The sequence below is a fragment of the Williamsia sp. M5A3_1d genome, assembly GCF_053345315.1.
The window spans coordinates 117,676-136,541 of the sequence record NZ_JBKEZX010000004.1 but is presented as its reverse complement, the minus strand read 5'-3'; the positions used below and the strand labels follow the sequence as shown (position 1 = coordinate 136,541).

The 18,866-nt window shown below is 70.0% G+C and carries 16 protein-coding genes; all 16 read right to left on the bottom strand.

Going from position 1 to position 18,866, the window contains the following annotated elements:
- Positions 1 to 143: 143 nt before the first annotated feature.
- Positions 144 to 1,580: a signal recognition particle-docking protein FtsY gene (gene ftsY / locus ACLBW1_RS17525; RefSeq protein WP_447813101.1), complete on the bottom strand. Its 1,437-nt coding sequence runs from the start codon at positions 1,578 to 1,580 to the stop codon at positions 144 to 146.
- Between the two features lie 41 nt (positions 1,581 to 1,621).
- Positions 1,622 to 5,233 (bottom strand): chromosome segregation protein SMC, encoded by a 3,612-nt coding sequence (smc, locus tag ACLBW1_RS17520; protein WP_447813100.1) that lies wholly within the window; start codon positions 5,231 to 5,233, stop codon positions 1,622 to 1,624.
- A gap of 99 nt (positions 5,234 to 5,332) precedes the next feature.
- Positions 5,333 to 5,629 (bottom strand): acylphosphatase, encoded by a 297-nt coding sequence (locus tag ACLBW1_RS17515; protein ID WP_447813099.1) that lies wholly within the window; start codon positions 5,627 to 5,629, stop codon positions 5,333 to 5,335.
- Positions 5,626 to 6,060, bottom strand: coding sequence for an OsmC family protein (locus tag ACLBW1_RS17510; protein WP_447813098.1), 435 nt, complete (start codon positions 6,058 to 6,060; stop codon positions 5,626 to 5,628). Before ACLBW1_RS17510 ends, ACLBW1_RS17515 begins: the two co-directional genes overlap by 4 nt.
- 63 nt (positions 6,061 to 6,123) lie before the next feature.
- A complete protein-coding gene (locus ACLBW1_RS17505; protein ID WP_447813097.1) occupies positions 6,124 to 6,831 on the bottom strand; it encodes a response regulator in 708 nt (235 codons plus the stop codon).
- A complete protein-coding gene (locus tag ACLBW1_RS17500; RefSeq protein WP_447813096.1) occupies positions 6,831 to 9,485 on the bottom strand; it encodes a DUF4118 domain-containing protein in 2,655 nt (884 codons plus the stop codon). The genes ACLBW1_RS17505 and ACLBW1_RS17500 overlap by 1 nt, the downstream gene beginning before the upstream one ends.
- Positions 9,486 to 9,518: 33 nt before the next feature.
- Positions 9,519 to 10,145 carry a potassium-transporting ATPase subunit C gene (locus ACLBW1_RS17495; protein ID WP_447813095.1) on the bottom strand — a complete coding sequence of 209 codons (627 nt, stop codon included), beginning with the start codon at positions 10,143 to 10,145 and terminating at the stop codon, positions 9,519 to 9,521.
- Positions 10,146 to 10,151: 6 nt separating this feature from the next.
- Positions 10,152 to 12,254: a potassium-transporting ATPase subunit KdpB gene (gene kdpB / locus ACLBW1_RS17490; protein ID WP_447813094.1), complete on the bottom strand. Its 2,103-nt coding sequence runs from the start codon at positions 12,252 to 12,254 to the stop codon at positions 10,152 to 10,154.
- Positions 12,251 to 13,936, bottom strand: coding sequence for a potassium-transporting ATPase subunit KdpA (gene kdpA, locus ACLBW1_RS17485; RefSeq protein WP_447813093.1), 1,686 nt, complete (start codon positions 13,934 to 13,936; stop codon positions 12,251 to 12,253). Before kdpA ends, kdpB begins: the two co-directional genes overlap by 4 nt.
- 5 nt (positions 13,937 to 13,941) lie before the next feature.
- Positions 13,942 to 14,040, bottom strand: coding sequence for a potassium-transporting ATPase subunit F (locus tag ACLBW1_RS17480; protein ID WP_447813092.1), 99 nt, complete (start codon positions 14,038 to 14,040; stop codon positions 13,942 to 13,944).
- Positions 14,041 to 14,330: 290 nt separating this feature from the next.
- Positions 14,331 to 15,239 carry a bifunctional DNA-formamidopyrimidine glycosylase/DNA-(apurinic or apyrimidinic site) lyase gene (gene mutM, locus ACLBW1_RS17475; protein WP_447813091.1) on the bottom strand — a complete coding sequence of 303 codons (909 nt, stop codon included), beginning with the start codon at positions 15,237 to 15,239 and terminating at the stop codon, positions 14,331 to 14,333.
- A 27-nt stretch (positions 15,240 to 15,266) separates the two neighbouring features.
- Positions 15,267 to 16,010, bottom strand: a complete 744-nt coding sequence (gene rnc / locus ACLBW1_RS17470; RefSeq protein ID WP_447813600.1) for a ribonuclease III — start codon at positions 16,008 to 16,010, stop codon at positions 15,267 to 15,269.
- 44 nt (positions 16,011 to 16,054) lie between these two features.
- Positions 16,055 to 16,666, bottom strand: coding sequence for a YceD family protein (locus ACLBW1_RS17465; RefSeq protein ID WP_447813090.1), 612 nt, complete (start codon positions 16,664 to 16,666; stop codon positions 16,055 to 16,057).
- A gap of 62 nt (positions 16,667 to 16,728) precedes the next feature.
- Positions 16,729 to 17,508 carry a DivIVA domain-containing protein gene (locus ACLBW1_RS17460; RefSeq protein WP_447813089.1) on the bottom strand — a complete coding sequence of 260 codons (780 nt, stop codon included), beginning with the start codon at positions 17,506 to 17,508 and terminating at the stop codon, positions 16,729 to 16,731.
- Positions 17,509 to 17,635: 127 nt separating this feature from the next.
- Positions 17,636 to 18,109, bottom strand: a complete 474-nt coding sequence (gene coaD, locus ACLBW1_RS17455; RefSeq protein WP_447813088.1) for a pantetheine-phosphate adenylyltransferase — start codon at positions 18,107 to 18,109, stop codon at positions 17,636 to 17,638.
- 37 nt (positions 18,110 to 18,146) lie between these two features.
- Complete coding sequence (gene rsmD, locus ACLBW1_RS17450; protein WP_447813087.1) at positions 18,147 to 18,722, bottom strand: 16S rRNA (guanine(966)-N(2))-methyltransferase RsmD; 576 nt, start codon at positions 18,720 to 18,722, stop codon at positions 18,147 to 18,149.
- Positions 18,723 to 18,866 lie beyond the last annotated feature (144 nt).

Sequence of the window (18,866 nt, the reverse complement as noted above, 5' to 3'; positions counted from 1 at the left end):
TGTTTCGGTGATGGCTACTGCATGTTTCCCGGACGTGAACGGATCGGCGCCGGATATTTCGGGTATGTATCGGCCCAGTTCAGGAAGTCGTGAGCCGAGGCAAGCGACTGGCCCGATCGGGCAAAACGGACGCCGGTGAGGGCTCAGCCGAGCAGGGCGTCGACGAACGCACCCGGCTCGAACGGCGCCAGGTCGTCGGCCCCCTCACCGAGTCCGACGAGTTTCACCGGCACCCCGAGTTCGTGCTGCACGTGGAAGACGATGCCTCCCTTGGCCGTGCCGTCGAGCTTGGTCAGCACGACACCGGTGATCGAGACGACCTCGGCGAACACCTTCGCCTGCATCATCCCGTTCTGACCCGTGGTCGCGTCGAGGACCAGCAGCACCTCGTCGACCGCGGTCTTCTTCTCGATGACACGCTTGACCTTGCCGAGCTCGTCCATCAGGCCCGTCTTGGTGTGCAGCCGGCCCGCGGTGTCGACCACCACGACGTCGACGCCGTCGGCGACACCGGTGGCGACCGCGTCGAACGCGACCGACGCCGGATCGGCACCCTCGCGCCCCCGGACGGTCTGCGCCCCGACGCGCTCTCCCCACGTCTGCAACTGATCGGCCGCAGCGGCACGGAACGTGTCGGCAGCGCCCAGGAGGACGCGACGACCGTCGGCTACGAGCACCCGTGCGAGCTTGCCGACGGTGGTGGTCTTGCCGGTGCCGTTGACACCGACCACGAGCAGCACCGCGGGCACGTTCGCATGCGGCAGTGCCCGGATCGAGCGGTCGAGGTCGGGCATCAGCTCGGCCATCAGCACCGACCGCAGCAGCGCGCGGACCTCCGCGGCGGTACGGACCGACGACGTCGCGAGGCCGGTGCGCAACGCGTCGACGACGCGGGCGGTGGTGGCGCTGCCGAGGTCGGCCGAGATCAGGGTGTCCTCGATCTCCTCCCAGGAGTCCTCGTCGAGGTCGCCGCCGCCGAGCAGACCCAGCACGCCCTTGCCGAGGGTGCCCTGCGAGCGGGCGAGCCGACCCCGCAGACGGTGCAGCCGACCGTCGACCGGCTCGATGACGTCGAGCGGCGGCGGCGCGGCGAGTGCCGAGGCGTCGGCGGTGTCGATCTCGTCGGGGACAGGCGCGGGGTCGGACGTCTCGACATCGGAGATGTCCGATCCAGGTGTGTCCGATCCAGGTATGTCGAGGTCGGGCAGGGAGACGTTGGTCATCCCCCGCTGCGGTGAGTCACGCGGGACCGACGCGTCGTCGCCGACACCGGGCTGGCCGTCGGTCTCGGTGCGCTCGTAGGTGGTGGCCGGTGGCGTCACCGATGGAGGCGTCGCGGGCTGGGGTGTGACCGGTTCGGGCGGATCGGCGAGACCGGTGCCGCCGCCCTGACTGAAGGTGAAACCGCCGCCCGCCTGATACCCGCCCGAGCGATCGACCTCGCGGGTCGGCGTGTCGGTGGAGGTGCCGTCTCGCAACGAGATCCGGCGTCGACGGGAGATCACGACGCCGATCAGCGCGACCACACCGATCGCGACGATCACGCCGACGACGATGCCGATGATGAGTTCGGTGTTCACCCGAACATTGTGTCAGCTGCCGAGCCTGCGGCCGGAACCGATCACCGTCCGCCGGCACCGGTGACGTCGACCCCGCGAAGCCGCTGGGAGATGACGGTCGTGATGCCGTCGCCCTGCATGCTCACCCCGTACAGCGCGTCGGCGATCTCCATCGTCGGCTTCTGGTGGGTGATCACGATGAGCTGCGACCGTTCCCGGAGCTGTTCGAACAGTCGGATGAGGCGTCGCAGGTTCGTGTCGTCGAGGGCGGCCTCCACCTCGTCCATCACATAGAACGGCGAGGGCCGGGCCCGGAAGATCGCGACGAGCATGGCCACCGCGGTCAGCGACTTCTCGCCGCCGGAGAGCAGTGAGAGCCGCTTGACCTTCTTGCCCGGCGGGCGCGCCTCCACCTCGATACCCGTGGTGAGCATGTCGGTGGGATCGGTGAGCACCAGGCGTCCGTCACCACCGGGGAACAGGGTCTTGAACACCTCGACGAACTCGCGCTCGACGTCGGCGTAGGCCTCGGTGAACACCTGCAGGATCTTCGCGTCGACGTCGTCGACGACGTCGAGGAGGTCGCGGCGTGCGCTGCGCACGTCCTCGAGTTGGGTGGAGAGGAAGGTGTAGCGCTCCTCGAGGGCCGCGAACTCCTCGAGGGCGAGTGGGTTGACCTTGCCCAGCGTGGTGAGGTCCTTCTGGGCACGCTTGGCCCGCGCCTCCTGCGCCGCGCGGTCGAACCGCATGGGCGCCGGCGCCACCACGATCTCCCCACGCTCGACCGCCTGCCGGTACTCAGTCATCTCGAGCTCGGTGGGCGGCAGCTCCACATCGGGGCCGTACTCGGCGAGCAGATCGTCGAGACCGATCGCATGCGTCGAGACGATCTGCTCCTCGAGCTGTTCCACCCGCAGCGACGCCTGGGCGCCGGCGACCTCGTCGGCGTGGAGTCGGTCGCGGAGCCGGTTCAGTTCGCCGGTGAGCTCGGCGACCTGTCGCCGAGCGGTGTCGAGCAGCGCCGCCCGTTCAGTGCGTGCGGTCTCGAGACCGTCGCGGGTCCGCTGCGCGTCGGCGACCGCACCACCCAGGCGGGCGATGATGTCGTCGGCGGCGGTCACCACCACCTGCGCCACCGCGGCCGCGTGGGCCCGGGCGCGGTTCTGTCGTTCGGCGCGGGCGCGGGCGTCGCGTTCGGATTCGGCCGCACGACGCAGGGAGTCGGCTCGGCCCCGCACCGACGCGAGGCGTTCTTCGGCGGTGCGCAACGCCAGCCGCGCCTCGGTCTCGGCGGTCCGCGCCTCGGCGACCGCACCGGCCGCGGCCACCCGTTCACCGTCGGTGTCGAGATCGCTCTCCTCATCGTCCGGGTCGACCTGCGCCGCGCGCAGCCGCTCCTCCATCTCGGCGAGTTCGGCCAGGGCGGTGGTGCGTCCGGATTCGATGGCGCTGCGCTGCGCGGCGAGTCGGGCGGACTCCTCGCGGGCCGCGCGCACGGTCTGCCCCAGGCGTGCCAGCTGCTCGTACACCGCGCCCACGGCCGCATCGGATTCATGCAGCGCCACCAGTGCGTCGTCGGCGGACTGCCGACGGGCCTCCTGCTCGCCGAGAGCACCCGACAACGCCGCGGCGATCTCCTCACCCTGATGCGCGGTGATCACGAGATCGGCTTTGGCGGAGTCGATGTCGGCCTGCAGCTCCAGGGTGGAGGGGCGACGATCGGAGCCGCCGCTGATCCACCCCGGCCCGAGCACGTCGCCGTCGAGGGTCACCACGTGCAGGCGGTCGCCGGTCTCGCGGGCGCGGGCGGCCACGTCGGCGGCGACGGTGTCGCTGTCGGCGACGACGGTGTCGGCGAGCAGGAGATCGACGGCGCCGCGCAGCTGCTCCGGCGCGGTCACGACCTCGGCGGCCCACCGCGCTCCGCCGGGCAGCGAGGGGCCCTGGCGCCGCGGCGCGGTCAACCCACCGAGCAGCAACGCGGCCCGGCCGGCATCGGCGTCCTTCAGGGTGGCGAGCGCCGCGCGGGCGGCGTCGGTGTCGTCGGCGGCGACAGCGTCGGCGGCGGGGCCGAGCGCAGCCGCGATCGCGGCCTCGTAACCGGGCGCGACCTTCACGAGGTCGACCACCGAACCCTGCAGTCCACGAACGTCGTTCGACAGCAGCCAGGCGCCACCGTCCTTGCGTGTCAGGTTCGTCGACAGGGCCTCGATGCGGGCGGTGAGCGACGCGACCCGCTGTTCGGCGGCGCGTTCGGCGGCCTGCAGTTCCGCGACGCGTTCGTTGGCGTGGTTCAGCGCGACGACGGTGCGTTCGTGGTGTTCGTCGAGGCCGCGCTCGGTCGCGTCGAGGTCGCCGACGGTCGCCGCGACGGTGTCGAGTTCGGCCTGCGCTTCGTCGGCACGACGGTCGGCGTCGACGATCGCGGCCGACAGGCGAGCCGCCTCGGCGTCGGTCGATTCCGCGCGGGTGGCGAGGTTGGTGACCTGACCCTCGAGGCGCACCAGTCCCTCGCGCCGGTCGGCGACCGCGCGCACCGCGGCCAGGTGGGCTCTGTCGGCCTGCGCGGCAATCGATTCCGCCGCGGCGAGGGCGGCGCGGGTGGCCTGCAGTGCGTCGTCGGCCTCGGTGACCGCGTGGGCGCGGATCTCCTCCTCCTCGGCTGCGGCGGCGGCCTGTGCATCGAGCTCGTCGGGATCGCGACCGGTGGCGGCCGCAACGACGGGTTCGGCGAGGTGGCGTACCCGCTCGGAGGCGACGCGCCGGGTGGCATCGACCCGCTCGGCCAGTGCCGAGAGCCGGAACCACGCGGCGGCGGCCTGCTGCGCGGCGGGGGCGATGGCGGCGACCTGGGTCTCCAGCTCGGTCATCTCGGCGGTGGCGCGGTCGAGGTCGGCGGCGACGCGGTCGGAGTTCTCCCGGATCAGGCTCTCGGTGGCGGTCTGCTCGGCCATCGCGGCGCGAAGGGTCACCAGGTCGTCGGCGGCCAGACGCAGGCGCGCGTCACGCAGGTCGGCCTGCACGGTCTGGGCGCGCCGGGCGACCTCGGCCTGACGACCCAACGGCTTGAGCTGTCGACGCAGTTCGTCGGTGAGATCGGTCAGACGGGCGAGGTTCGCCTGCATCGACTCGAGCTTGCGGACGGCCTTCTCTTTGCGCTTGCGGTGCTTGAGGACGCCGGCGGCCTCCTCGATGAAGGCGCGACGATCCTCGGGGCGTGATTCGAGGATGGCCGAGAGTCGTCCCTGGCCCACGATGACGTGCATCTCCCGGCCGATTCCGGAGTCGCTGAGCAGTTCCTGCACGTCCATCAGGCGACACGTGCTGCCGTTGATCTCGTACTCGCCAGCGCCGTCGCGGAACATGCGGCGCGTGACCGAGACCTCGGAGTAGTCGATCGGCAGGGCGCCGTCGGAGTTGTCGATGGTGAGGGTGACCTCGGCGCGCCCGAGCGGCGGACGCCCAGAGGTGCCGGCGAAGATGACGTCCTCCATCTTGCCGCCGCGCAGCGCCTTGGCCCCCTGCTCCCCCATCACCCAGGTCAGCGCGTCGACGACGTTGGACTTACCCGATCCGTTCGGTCCGACGACACAGGTGATCCCCGGTTCGAAACGCAGGGTGGTGGCCGACGCGAAGGACTTGAATCCCTTCAGCGTCAGGCTCTTGAGGTGCACGACGGTAGAGATTACCCACGTCGCACACCACCGGTGGACATCCCAGTCGTCGCCGCCCGGCCACCTGGGCGAAACCTCCGCCTCACGTGCCGGTTCGGCTCACCGTTCGGCGAAACCGTCCAGTCCGCCCACGGCGGGCCCGAGGTCGTCGACCACCAGATCGACCCGGCCGGGCGTGGTGTCGCCGCGCAGCAGCGCGAGGAGTTCGCCCACCGCCGCGCGTGGCCCCTCGGCGACCACGAGCACCCGCCCGTCGGGCTGATTGGTGGCGTGACCGACCAACCCGAGCTCGAGGGCACGGCTCCGGGTCCACCAGCGGAAGCCGACGCCCTGGACACGCCCGTGCACCCAGGCAGTGAGCCGGACCGTGTCGGTGTCGCGCGCCTCGCCGGTCACGGTGTCGGCAGGGTCAACGACACCTCGGTGCCCGCCTTGAGGGTGCGGCCCACGGTGCACGAGGCGTCGACCGCTCGCGCCACCACGGTCAGCAGTCGCTGCGCAGTGTCGGCGTCGAGCCCGGACAGGTCGATGTCGAGTTCCTCGTCGAGCCGCGGGTAGACCTCCGCGTCGCGGTCGGCGGCACCGGCGACCCGCACGGTGGCGGCGTAGTCGTCGCCGAGTCTCCGGGCCAGAGGTGCATCCGAGCTCATCCCGGTACACGCGGCGAGCGCGATCTTCAGCAGTTCACCCGGGGTGAACACGCCCTCGACGTCCTCGGACCCGACGAGCACCTGCGCACCGCGCGAGCTGTGTCCGGTGTATCGACGCGTGCCGGTGCGCTCGACCCAGAGCGTCGTGGGGGCGGAGGTGGGATCAGCGGTGGTCATAGCAGCATTGAACACCCCCGCGGCTCCACACATTCCGATCCGGTGGCGCACCGCGGGCCGCTGTCACCGGACGAAGCGGTACCCCATCCCTGCCTCGGTGATGAGGTGGCGTGGGTGGGTGGGGTCGGGTTCCAGTTTGCGTCGCAGGCCGGCGAGATACACACGGAGATAGTGGGTCTGCGAGTCGTAGGAGGGACCCCACACCTCGTGGAGCAGTTCGCGTTGTCCCACGAGCTTGCCCTCGTTGCGCACGAGCATCTCCAACACACCCCACTCGGTCGGGGTGAGGTGGACGTCGGTCCCGTTCCTGGTGACGAGTTTGGCGCGCAGGTCCACGACGAACGATCCGGCGTCGACGACGGGCTCCTCCAGCCCGGGGGCGGGGGCGGTCGCCCGCCGGACCGCCGCCCGCAGTCGGGCCAGCAGCTCCTCCATCCCGAACGGTTTGGTCACGTAGTCGTCGGCGCCGGCGTCGAGCGCCTGCACCTTGTCGCCGGAATCGGTGCGCGCCGAGAGGACGATCACCGGGACCGTCGTCCATCCACGCAGACCCTCGAGGACCTCGAAGCCGTCGATGTCGGGGAGCCCCAGATCCAGGATCACCACCTGGGGGTTGGTCTGGGCGGCCGCGCGCAGGGCGCCGGCACCGGTCGACGCGGTCGTCACGTCGAAACCCCGTGCGTTGAGGTTGATGCGCAGTGCGCGCAGGATCTGCGGTTCGTCGTCGACGACGAGGACCCGTGTGTGTTCGACCGGCTGCAGTGGTGACATCAGTGGCCCCCCTGGGCTCCGCGGGCGAGACGGCGGTCGTCGGAGAGGTCCGGGTCACCCGGCGCTCCGGGCAGGTCGACGACGAGTGTCAGTCCCCCACCGTCGGTGTCGATCGCCTCGAGTCGACCGTCCATCGCCTCGGTGAAACCCTGTGCCACCGACAAACCCAGCCCCACACCCGAACTCGCGTTCTGATCGCCGACGCGATGGAACGCCGCGAACATCTGTTCCCGGTCGGCGGGGGCGATGCCCGCCCCGTGGTCGATCACGCGGATCCGCACGCGGGTCGGGGCGTCGGGATCTGTGACCGCGGTCGAGGTGCCGATGCGCTCGTCGGGTCCGTCGGCGACCACCTCGGCGCACACGGTCACCTCCCCCTCGACGCCGTCGGTGTCACCGTGGCCGTGGCCGCTGTGGCGCAGACCGTTGTCGATGAGGTTGGCCAACACCCGTTCCAGCAGGACGGGATCGGCGTAGACCAGCGTGTCACCGAGTTCGAGTCGCACCCTGGCGAGCTGGCGGGTGTCGTACGCCGACATCCCCACCAGGACGCGCCCGACGACCTCGGTGAGGTAGACGAACTTCATCTGCGGCCGCACCACCCCGGCGGCCAGGCGCGAGGAGTCGAGCAGGTTGCCCACCAGGGCGGTGAGGTGATCGGTCGACTCCTCGATCGTCGCCAGCAGTTCGGCGGTGTCCTCGGCCGAGAACGACACGTCGGTGCTGCGCAGACTCGACGCCGCCGCCTTCACCGCGGCCAACGGGGTCCGCAGATCGTGGCTCACCGCCGAGAGCAGTGCGCGCCGTAACCGGTCGGTCTCGCTGAGCGCCTTGGCGTTCGAGGCCTCCTCGGCGAGCTGGCGCCGTTCCACCGCCGCGGCGGCCTGCGACGCGACAGCGGTCAGCACCCGACGGTCACGGCCGGTGACGACGGGTCCGCGCAACAGCAACGCATACGGCCCCGAGGGCACGGTGCAGACGGTGTCGGCCTGCGCGGGGGCGGTGGCCGGGTCGTCGCCGACGGCGTCGGTGACCACCGGGGCCGACGCGCCGTCGTCGATCCGCACCACCGACACCGACCGCTGATCGAAGGTGGTCCGCACCAGATCGAGGAGGGTGTCGAGGCCCTGTCCGCGCAGAACGGCGCCGGCGAACATCGCGAGCAGCTCGGCCTCCCGCGCCGCGCGGGTGGCCTCCCGCCGTCGTACCGTCGCCGAATCGACCAGCACGGCAACGGCGATCGCGATCAGCAGCATCACCACGATCGTCGACAGGTTCTCCACGCTGTCGATGGTGAAGGTGTAGCGGGGTGCGGTGAAGAAGAAGTTGAGCAGGAGCCCCGAGGTGATCGCGGTGAGCGACGCCGGCCCGACACCACCGAGCATCGAGATCGCCAGGACCACCACGAAGAAGATGGCGGTCTCGCTGGCGAACCCCAGCCACCGGTCGAGGCCGAAGATCGCCGCGGCCGCGACGCACGGGACCACCACCGCCAACACCCAGCTCAGCGGTCGGTGCAGTCGGGTCTCGCGGATGTCGAGCCGGTTGCGTCGGCGCGCCTGTTCATGGGTGACCATGTGGACGTCGATCTTCCCCGACATCCGCACCACGGTCGCCCCGGTCCCCTCGTCGAGGAGTCGTTGCCAGCGGGACCGACGCGAGGTCCCCATCACCAGCTGGGTGGCGTTCACGCCGCGGGCGAAGTCGAGGAGTGTCTCGGGGATGGAATCGCCGACCGCCGTGTGGATCCGGGCGCCGAAACCTGCCGCCAGCTCGGTGAGCGAGGGCATCTCGCCGGAGAGCCTGTCGAGGAGGCCGTCGCCGCGGACCACGTGCACCGCGATCAGCTCCGCGCTCGACCGCGAGGCGATGCGTGAGGCGCGCCGCAGCAGTGTCGCCGATTCGGGACCGCCGGTGACCGCGACGACCACGCGTTCGCGGGTCTCCCAGGTGTCGGTGATGGCGTGTTCGGCGCGGTAGTCGGCGAGGGAGTCGTCGACCCGGTCGGCGAGCCACAGCAGCGCGAGTTCCCTCAGTGCCGTGAGGTTGCCCTGCCGGAAGTAGTTGACCAGTGCGCCCTGGATGCGTTCGCCCGGGTAGACCTTGCCCGCGGCGAGGCGACGCCGCAGCGCCTCGGGCGCGATGTCGACGAGCTCGACCGCGTCGGCGGCCCGCACGATCTCGTCGGGGACCGTCTCGCGCTGGGCGACGCCGGTGATCTGGGCGACGACGTCGTTGAGGCTCTCCAGATGTTGGATGTTGACCGTGGAGAGCACGGAGATGCCGGCGTCGACGATGTCGCGGATGTCCTCCCACCGCTTGGCGTTGCGGCTCCCGGGGGCGTTGCTGTGCGCCAGTTCGTCGACCAGCACCACGTCGGGGGCACGGGCCAACACGGCCTCGAGGTCGAGCTCGGTCAGGATGGTGCCCCGATACTCGACCGTCACCGTCGGGATGACCTCGATGCCCTCGAGCATCCGCGCGGTCCCCGTCCGCCCGTGGGTCTCGACCACCGCGGCGACCACGTCGGCGCCCTCCGCGGCCAGGGTCGCGGCCTGGGCCAGCATCTCGTAGGTCTTGCCCACACCGGGCGCGCATCCCAGGAAGATCTGCAGGGTGCCGCGCCGCTCGGCGCTCTCGGGTCCGGTAGTCACCACACGATCATCGTCGGACGCCGCCACCGGCCGCTACCCGCACTTCGGAGCCGTGGCGCCCAACGCGATGTTGACCTCGAGCACATGGACGCGGGACTGGCCCAGGAACCCGAGTTGACGATCGGAGGTGTGCGCGTCGACGACGGCCTGCACCTGCTGTGGCGTCATGTTGCGCACGCGGGCGATCCGGGGCACCTGCAGCGCCGCGTACGACTCGCTGATGTCGGGATCGAGCCCGGAGCCCGAACCGGTCACCGCATCGACCGGGACCTGCGCCGGGGCGATGCCCTCGCGGGTCGCGATCGCCGCACGGCGTGCCGCGATGTTCTTCGCGAGCAGTTCGCTGTTCGGTCCCTGCTGGCTCGCCGCCGACGCCGACGGGTCACCGGGGGCGAACGGGTCGTCGGCCGACCCGACCACCCGCGAGTGCAGATACGGATCGGGGGTCCCCGCAGGCACCGCGACGTCCACCCCGAGGAGGCGCGACCCGACAACGCACCCCCGGGAGTCGGCGACCTGCGACCCCTCGGCCGAATTCGTGGTCAGGCGCGAGATCCCCCACACCGCAGCGGGATAGGCCACCCCCAGCACAAGGGTCAGACCGATGAGGACGGCGAGGCCGACGAGCGACTGGCGCGCGACATTGCGTATGACGAGCATGTGGTGCTACCCCATTCCCGGGAGAAAGCGGATGACGAGATCGATCAGCCAGATGCCCACGAACGGTGACACGACACCGCCGACGCCGTAGACAGCCAGGTTGCGTCCGAGCAACGTCGAGGCGGAACTCGGTCGGTACCGGACACCTTTGAGCGACAGCGGGATCAACGCGACGATGATGAGCGCGTTGAAGATGACCGCCGAGACGATCGCCGACTGTGCCGAGTGCAGACGCATCACGTTGAGCGAGTCGAGTTGCGGGTAGATGCCACTGAACAGGGCGGGCAGGATCGCGAAGTACTTGGCGAGATCGTTGGCGAGGGAGAACGTGGTGAGTGCTCCGCGGGTGATGAGCAACTGCTTGCCGATCGCGACGACGTCGATGAGTTTGGTCGGGTCGGAGTCGAGATCGACCATGTTCCCGGCCTCCTTGGCCGCCGAGGTCCCGGTGTTCATCGCCAGGCCCACGTCGGCCTGGGCCAGCGCCGGCGCGTCGTTGGTGCCGTCGCCGGTCATCGCGACCAGCCGTCCGCCGGTCTGCTCGGTCTTGATCAGCGCGAGCTTGTCCTCGGGGGTGGCCTCGGCGATGTAGTCGTCGACACCGGCCTCGGCGGCGATCGCCGCGGCGGTGCGCGGGTTGTCGCCGGTGACCATCACCGTCTTGATGCCCATGGCACGCAGCTGCGCGAACCGTTCGGCCATACCGGGTTTCACCACGTCGGACAGGGCGATCACACCGAGGACCCGTACCGGTTCCGATCCGGTCCGGTCGGCCACCAGCAGCGGCGTGCCACCGCCGGCCGCGATCTGATCCACCGCGGAGGTGACCGCCTCGTCGACGGCCGTGCCGCCCTCGCGGGCCCACCGCACCACCGCGTCGGCGGCGCCCTTGCGGATGTGCAGGTCCCCCTCGTCGGGGAGATCGAGACCGCTCATGCGGGTCTGGGCGGTGAAGGCGACGATCGTGGCGGCACCCGGTGCGGGCCGGAGGGTGTCGACGTCCACGCCGTAGCGGTCGCGACACAGGTCGATGATGCTGCGGCCTTCAGGGGTGTCGTCGCCCAGACTCGAACGACATGCCGCACCGGCGATGTCGCCGATCGCCACACCGGGCGCCGGGACGAGGGCGGTGGCCCGGCGGTTGCCGAAGGTGATGGTGCCGGTCTTGTCCATCAACAGTGTGTCGATGTCACCGGCCGCCTCCACCGCGCGCCCCGACATCGCGAGCACGTTGCGTTGGACGAGCCGGTCCATGCCCGCGATGCCGATCGACGACAGCAGGGCACCGATGGTGGTCGGGATGAGGCAGACGAGGAGCGCGATGAGCTTCACCGGATCGGGCGTCGAGCCCGCGTACTGCTGCATGGGTCCGATGGCGACGACCGCGAGCAGGAAGATCACGGTGAGGCTCGCGAGCAGGATGTCCAGCGCGATCTCGTTCGGTGTCTTCTTCCGTGACGCGCCCTCGACGAGGGCGATCATCCGGTCCACGAACGACTCGCCGGGCATGGTGGTGATCTCGACGACGATGCGGTCCGACAGGACCACCGTTCCCCCGGTGACGGCGCACCGGTCGCCGCCGGATTCGCGGATCACCGGGGCCGATTCACCGGTGATCGCCGACTCGTCGACGGTGGCGATGCCCTCGACGACATCGCCGTCACCGGCGATCACCTCACCCGCCTCGACGACGATCCGGTCGCCGACGGTGAGATCCGACCCGGGGACCTCGGTGATCGAGCCGTCGGCCGTGAGACGTCGGGCCATGGTGTCGCGCTTGACCTTCCGCAGGCTGGCGGCCTGGGCCTTGCCGCGCCCCTCCGCGACGGCCTCGGCGAGGTTCGCGAACAGTGACGTGAACCAGAGCCAGAACGCGATGGCCCACGAGAACCACGACGGTTGGTGGATCGCGAGCGCGGTGGTCGCGATGGCCCCGAGGAAGACCACGAACATGACGGGGTTGCGGGCCTGTTCGCGCGGGGTGAGCTTGCGCACCGCGTCGGGCAGCGATCGGAGGAGCTGCGCGGGCGAGAACGCCCCGCTGCCGGCCATGTCGTCGGACACCTCGGGTGCGGCCGCGGTGTCGGGACCGGGATCGGTGATGGTCATGCGAGTGCCTCCGCGATGGGCCCCAGGGCAAGGGCGGGGAAGAAGGTGAGGCCGGCGACGAGGAGCACGGTGCCGGTCACGAGGCCGCCGTACAGCAGTCCGTGGGTGGGCAGGGTCGCCGTCGAGGCGGGTTTGGGCTTCTGCTTCGCGAGGAGACCGGCGAGGGCGAGGGTGAAGATGATCGGCAGGAATCGCCCGAACAGCATGCACACCCCCAGCGACACCTGGAACCAGTCGCTGGTGACCGTGAGGCCGCCGAAGGCGCTGCCGTTGTTGTTGGCGGCCGAGGCGTAGGCGTAGAGCACCTCGGAGAAACCGTGGATCGATCCGGGCGTGCCGGGGTCACCGCTGTTGCCCTGGAAACCGGTGGTCGACGGCAGGATCGCGGTGATCGCCGTTCCGATGAGCACGAGAGCGGGCATCACGAGGATAGACAGAGCGGCCATCGTGATCTCGCGCTGACCGATCTTCTTGCCCAGGAACTCCGGGGTGCGTCCGACGAGCAGACCGCCGACGAAGACCGCGATGATGGCCAGCACGAGGATGCCGTAGAGACCGGTCCCGACGCCGCCGGGGGCGACCTCACCGAGCAGCATGTTCCAGATCACGGCGCCGCCGCTCGCCGCGGAGAAGCTGTCGTGTTGGGCGTTGACGGCGCCGGTCGAGGTCCCGGTGGTCGCGACCGCGTAGAGGACCGAGGCCGGGATGCCGAAACGTTGCTCCTTGCCCTCCATCATCGCGCCGGCCGCGCCCGCCGCGACACCACTCGTGCGTTCCTCGAAGAACCAGGTGACGGCGAGGATGAGGGCGAACAACGCCGCCATCACACCGAGGATGGTGAAACCCTGACGGCGATCGGCGACCATGGTGGCGTAGGTCCGCGTGAGGCACACCGGGATGACGAGGATCGCGATGATCTGGGCGATGTTCGTCAGCGGCGTCGGGTTCTCGAACGGGTGCGCGGAGTTCGTGGCGAGCGAGCCGCCGCCGTTGGTGCCCAGTTCCTTGATCGCCTCCTGCGAGGCGAACGGACCGACCACCGCGTGACCGCTGCCGCCGCCGAGTCCGGTGAAGTCGAAACCCGACTGGAACGACTGCACCACACCCTGGGCGACGAGCAGGATCGCGAACAACACCGACAGCGGCAACAGGATCCGGACGACACCGCGTACGAGGTCGACCCAGAAGTTGCCGATCTCGCCGGTGGTGGTGCGGGCGATGATGCCGCGCACGAGAGCGATCGCGACCGCGAGACCGACGGCGGCCGAGAGGAAGTTCTGCACGGCCAGGCCGCCGGCCTGGGTCAGGTTGCCCATCACGACCTCGGGCGAATACGACTGCCAGTTGGTGTTGGTGACGAACGACACCGCAGTGTTGAACGCCATCGCCCCCGGTACCCCGGGACGACCACCCGACATCGGCAGATGTCCCTGGATGCGTTGCAGCACATAGAGGAAGAGCACACCGACCAACGAGAAGCCGAGGAGCGCGGCGGCATAGCCGACCCAGGTCTGCTGTCGGCCGGCGTCCACGCGCACCACGCGGTAGAAGACGCGTTCGACGGCGAGGTCACGCGCGCCGGTGAAGACGCGGGCCATGTGGTCGCCCAGGGGGACGTACACCAGGGCGAGGACAGCGATGACGACGCCGACCTGGAAGGCGGCGGCGAGTGCGGGGTTCACGTGTGTCAGAACCTCTCCGGGAAGACCAGTGCGACGAGCAGATACAGCGCCACCACCACCGCGGCGACGAGCAGGATGACGTTGACCGTCCCCGAGGCGGTCATCGCGACATCCGCCCCGACACGGCGCGCAGCACCAGTGCACAGGCCAGGAACAACCCGATGATGGTGAGCACGAAGACGAAGTCGGTCACGCGATCTCCTGTCGAACTCCAGGGACCGGACTCGACGTGGTCCGATCCACGAGCCCGATCGTGTCCCATCCGATCCCCCGGATCCGGTGGCGTTAACGGACTTCCGACGCCGCGACCTGGTGTCTTTACGAGATCCCTACGGCGGGTGATGGCGCCTCTGCGCTATGGTTCGGTTCGCTAAGTTCTTGTCGGCGTGCGGGCTCAGGCGCCGCGGGGACGCACCTGGCACTTCGGGCAGCTGAACGAGCTGCGGTTCATGAACTGTTCGCGGCGCATGATGCGTCCGCACCGCCGACAGGGTTGTCCCTCGCGCCCGTAGGCGTTGAGCGACCGCTCGAAGTACCCCGACTGGCCGTTGACGTTGACGTAGAGGGAATCGAACGATGTCCCACCCGACTCCAGTGCCTGCTCCATCACCTCGGTCGCCGCGGCGAGGAGGTCGCCCAGCTTGCGCGGTCCGATCTCGTCGGTCGGTCGCGCGCCGTGGAGCCTGGCGCGCCACAGCGCCTCGTCGGCGTAGATGTTGCCGATGCCGCTGACCACGGTCTGGTCGAGCAGCGCTCGCTTGATCTCGGTGTGCCGACCGCGCCAGGTGGACACCACGGCACGCGGATCGAAGGCGGGGTCGAACGGATCGGGTCCGATGTGGGCGATCGTCGACGGGATGCCGACCCCGGTGTCGGTGTCGGTGTGGGTGTCGAGGAACCAGCCACCGAACGTCCGTTGGTCGACAAATCGCAGTTCCCTGCCGTCGCCGAGGGCCGCCCGCACCCGCAGGTGTGTGGGGTCGGGGGTCGCGGGGTCACAGACGAGCATCTGGCCGCTCATCCCGAGGTGGATGACCAGGGCGACGTCGGGGGCGGCATCGGTCAGCGGGTCGACCGCGTCACGCGACGACGCGGAGGTGTCGATGTCGAGCCAGAGGTATTTGCCGCGTCGCCGCGCGGCGGCGATGCGTGTCCCGGCGAGCACGCCCGCGAGGTCCTCGGCGCCGGGGAGGTGACGACGCACCGCCCGCGGGTGGTGCACGGTGACCGACTCGATCGTGCGGCCGACGGCGTGGGCGTCGAGACCCCGACGCACCACCTCGACCTCGGGGAGCTCAGGCACCGCGCACCCGACCGGCGAGTGCGGGGATCACGAGGCGGGGCCGGCCTTCGACTCCGAGATCACCTGCCATGCCGTGGCGGCCGCCTTCTGCTCGGCCTCCTTCTTCGTCCGGCCCGCGCCGACACCCATCGCCTCGCCTGCGACGACCGCGGTCGCGGTGAACTCCTTGGAGTGATCGGGCCCGGTGGAGGTGATCTCGTACTGCGGGACACCCAGACCGCGCTCCGCGGTCAGCTCCTGCAGCGAGGTCTTCCAGTCCAGCCCGGCGCCGAGCACGGCGGCGCGGTCGAGTGAGGGCGCGAAGAGGGCGCCGACGACGCGCTGGGCGGTCTCGAAGCCGTGGTCGAGGTACACCGCGCCCAGGATCGACTCGGTGCCGTCGGCGAGGATGCTCGCCTTGTCTCGGCCTCCGGTCAGCTCTTCACCACGGCCGAGCAGGATGTGGCGCCCGAGTCCACCCGGGCCGAGTCCGCGCGCGATGTCGGCGAGTGCGTACATGTTGACGACACTGGCGCGGATCTTCGCCAGCTCACCCTCGGGTCGATCGGGATAGGTCAGATAGAGCGTCTCGGTGACCACCACGCCGAGAACCGAGTCGCCGAGGAACTCCAGGCGCTCATTGGTGGGGAGCCCACCGTTCTCATAGGCGTACGAGCGGTGGGTGAGCGCGAGTGTCAGCAGTCCACGCGAGATGCCGACGCCGAGGGCGTCGAGCAGGTCGGTCGGATCGTCGACGAGATCGGGCAGCGCGGGAACCGACTGTGCGCGCAAGGAATCGGCGTCCGGGGAATCGGATGCCTTCGGTGACACGGTGCTCACCCGGTGGGGCCGGCCGGGTCATCGACCGTGTCGCGGTCCGTCGACGCGTCCGGCTCGGCGAACTTCTCGCGCAGCGCTGCCCACTTCGGGTCGATGAACTCGTGACCGTGCTCGGGGTCGGCGGTGTCGAGGCGCACGCCGCACTCCACGCACAGTCCGCCGCAGTCCTCACGGCACAGCGGCGTCATCGGCAGGTCGAGACCGACCGCGTCGATCACCGCCTGCTCGAGGTCGACGCGGTCGTCGACGATGCGATGCACGTCGTCGGCGTCGGTGGTCTGCTCGGTCACGCTGTCGGGGTAGGCGAACAGCTCGGTGAGGAACACGTTGACCGTGCCGTTCACCGGCTCGAGACAGCGTGCGCACTGACCCGCGGTCTCACCGCTGACCGTCCCGGTCACCAGCACGCCCTCGTTCACCGACTCGAGTCGGAGGTCGAGATCGATCTCGCTGTCGGCGGGGATGGCGATGAGGTCGAGACCCAGGCTGTGGTCACAGGTGACCGTGCGATGGATCTGGGTCATCGTGCCGGGACGACGCCCCAGGGAACGGATGTCGAGGACGAACGGGGTGACCGCGGAACTCGATCGAAGACGCTGATCGGACACGGGAGTAGACGATACGCCGAGGCGATGACCATCTCCCACCTCACCCGAGGTGGGAGACGTCGTCAGACCGCGACGCCGGTCGGGTAGTCGTCGCGGACGGCGCGGGGATGCTCGCTGTAGTCGTGCACACCGGCCCCGGTGCGGAGCTGCTGACGGCCACGGTTGACCGAGCGCATCGTGGAGGTGAGCACTTCCTCGAAGTCGGCGAGCTTGTTGTCGACGTAGACGTCGCACTCACCGCGAAGGCGGTCCGATTCGGCGTGGGCGGCGTCGATGATGCGGTCGGCCTCGCTCTTGGCGGCCGCGACGACCTCGGTCTCCGACACCAGTCGCTGCTGCTCGGCGATGCCGTCGGCAACGGACTTCTCATAGCTGGCGTTACCCGACTCGATCATCCGGGCGGCCTCGGCACGGGCCCGGCCGGTCACGGCCTCGAACTCGCGGGCGGCGCCGGCCGCGGTGCGCTGGGCGTCGGCGGTGGCGTCGGTGACCAGTTCGGTGGCGTGGGCCGAGGCCTCTCCCACCATCCGGTCGGCCTGCGACTTGGCCTCCGACAGGATCCGGTCGGCCTCGGCGCGTGCGTGGGCGACCATCGAATCCGACTGCGAGGTCGCCTCGGACACCGCGTTGTCGGCATGCGCCCGCGCATCGCCGATCAGCTTGTCGCGCTGGTCGAGCACGTCCTGGGCGTCGTCGAGTTCGGCGGGGATGGAGTCCTTGACGTCGTCGAGGAGTTCGAGCACATCGCCCCGCGGGACCACGCATCCGGCGGTCATCGGGACCCCGCGCGCCTCCTCGACGATGGCGCCCAGTTCGTCCAGAGCTTCGAATACCCGATACACAGCTACCTCGTTTCTCGGCCGGGACGTGCCCGCCTCGAGTGGTTGGTGTTGTTCCTGTGACTATTGTGCCCATTGGTACGACGAATACCGGGCAGGTGAGCCTCGGTGTGTCGGCGCGTCGCGACCACTACGCGAGCTTGGCGCCCAACGCGGCGAACACCGGCGGCGGGACGAACGCCTCCACGTCGCCGCCGAGTTTCGCGACCTCTTTCACCAGCGAACTCGACACATGGGCCCATCGCGGCTCGGTGAGCATGAAGTAGGTCTCCACGTCGGCGAGGTCACGGTTCATGGTGGCCATCGGCATCTCGTAGGAGAAGTCGACCGATCCCCGCAGACCCTTCACCACCGTCGTCAGGTCGCTCTCGCGGAGGTAGTCCACGAGCAGGCCCTGCCAACGGTCGACGCGGACGTTCGGCAGATGCGCGGTGCACTCGGTGATCAGCGCGACCCGTTCGTCGATGTCGAACAGCCCCGACTTCGACGGGTTCACCGTCACCAACACGACCAACTCGGAGAATCGCGGGGCGCAGCGCTCGATGACGAACAGATGACCGCGGGTGAGCGGATCGAAGGATCCCGGGCAGACGGCTCCAGCCATACCGGTCAAGCTAGCAGTCCCCTGCCGAGGTGAACGATCATCGATCCTCGTCCGGGTGGGCCACACCGCCCAGGTCGACACGGGTCTCGCCGTAGCGCCGGGACCGCTCCGCGGTGAACGCCGACGGCCAGGTGGTCTGCGCCGATCGCGCCGATCGCTCCACCACGACGAGCGCACCCGGCGCGCACCACCCGTTGTCGGCGAGGGCCTGCAGGTGCCCCTCGACGACCTCGGCGTCGACCTCGTAGGGCGGGTCGCAGAATATGACGTCGAAACGGTCGTCGGCCGTGGCGGCGACCATCGTCTCGACCCGTCGTCGTCGGACGTCGACCGCCGCGGCCGAGAACCCGCATCGTGCGGCATTGGAGGCGATGGTCGCCGCCGCCGTCGCGTCGGCCTCCACGAAGACCGCGCGCACCGCGCCCCGCGACAGGGACTCCAGCCCGAGAGCGCCGGAGCCCGCGTACAGGTCGAGAACACGGGTCCCCTCGAGATCGATGCGCGCGTCGAGCATCGCGAACACCGACTCGCGAACACGATCCGACGTGGGTCGGGTGCCGGCCGGAGGCGCCACGATCGGACGCCCCCTGGCCGACCCCGCGATGATCCTCATGGCGGTGATTGTCCTATCCCCTGCGGTGTCCGCGGACCCGGCGTACGTTCGACGCGTCCGGCGGGCACACGGACACGACAGCGACCCCGGAGACCGGCGCCGGGAGGCCTTTCGTGACGGGTATCACAAAGAGCGTCTGTACTG

What these genes read in the sequence shown, in the direction of transcription:
- ACLBW1_RS17495 (WP_447813095.1), bottom strand. Translation starts at nt 10,145, where the DNA reads ATGCTCGTCATACGCAATGTCGCGCGCCAGTCGCTCGTCGGCCTCGCC.
- ACLBW1_RS17480 (WP_447813092.1), bottom strand. Translation starts at nt 14,040, where the DNA reads ATGACCGCCTCGGGGACGGTCAACGTCATCCTGCTCGTCGCCGCGGTG.
- ACLBW1_RS17510 (WP_447813098.1), bottom strand. Translation starts at nt 6,060, where the DNA reads ATGACCACCGCTGATCCCACCTCCGCCCCCACGACGCTCTGGGTCGAG.
- rsmD (WP_447813087.1), bottom strand. Translation starts at nt 18,722, where the DNA reads ATGAGGATCATCGCGGGGTCGGCCAGGGGGCGTCCGATCGTGGCGCCT.
- coaD (WP_447813088.1), bottom strand. Translation starts at nt 18,109, where the DNA reads ATGGCTGGAGCCGTCTGCCCGGGATCCTTCGATCCGCTCACCCGCGGT.
- kdpB (WP_447813094.1), bottom strand. Translation starts at nt 12,254, where the DNA reads ATGACCATCACCGATCCCGGTCCCGACACCGCGGCCGCACCCGAGGTG.
- ACLBW1_RS17505 (WP_447813097.1), bottom strand. Translation starts at nt 6,831, where the DNA reads ATGTCACCACTGCAGCCGGTCGAACACACACGGGTCCTCGTCGTCGAC.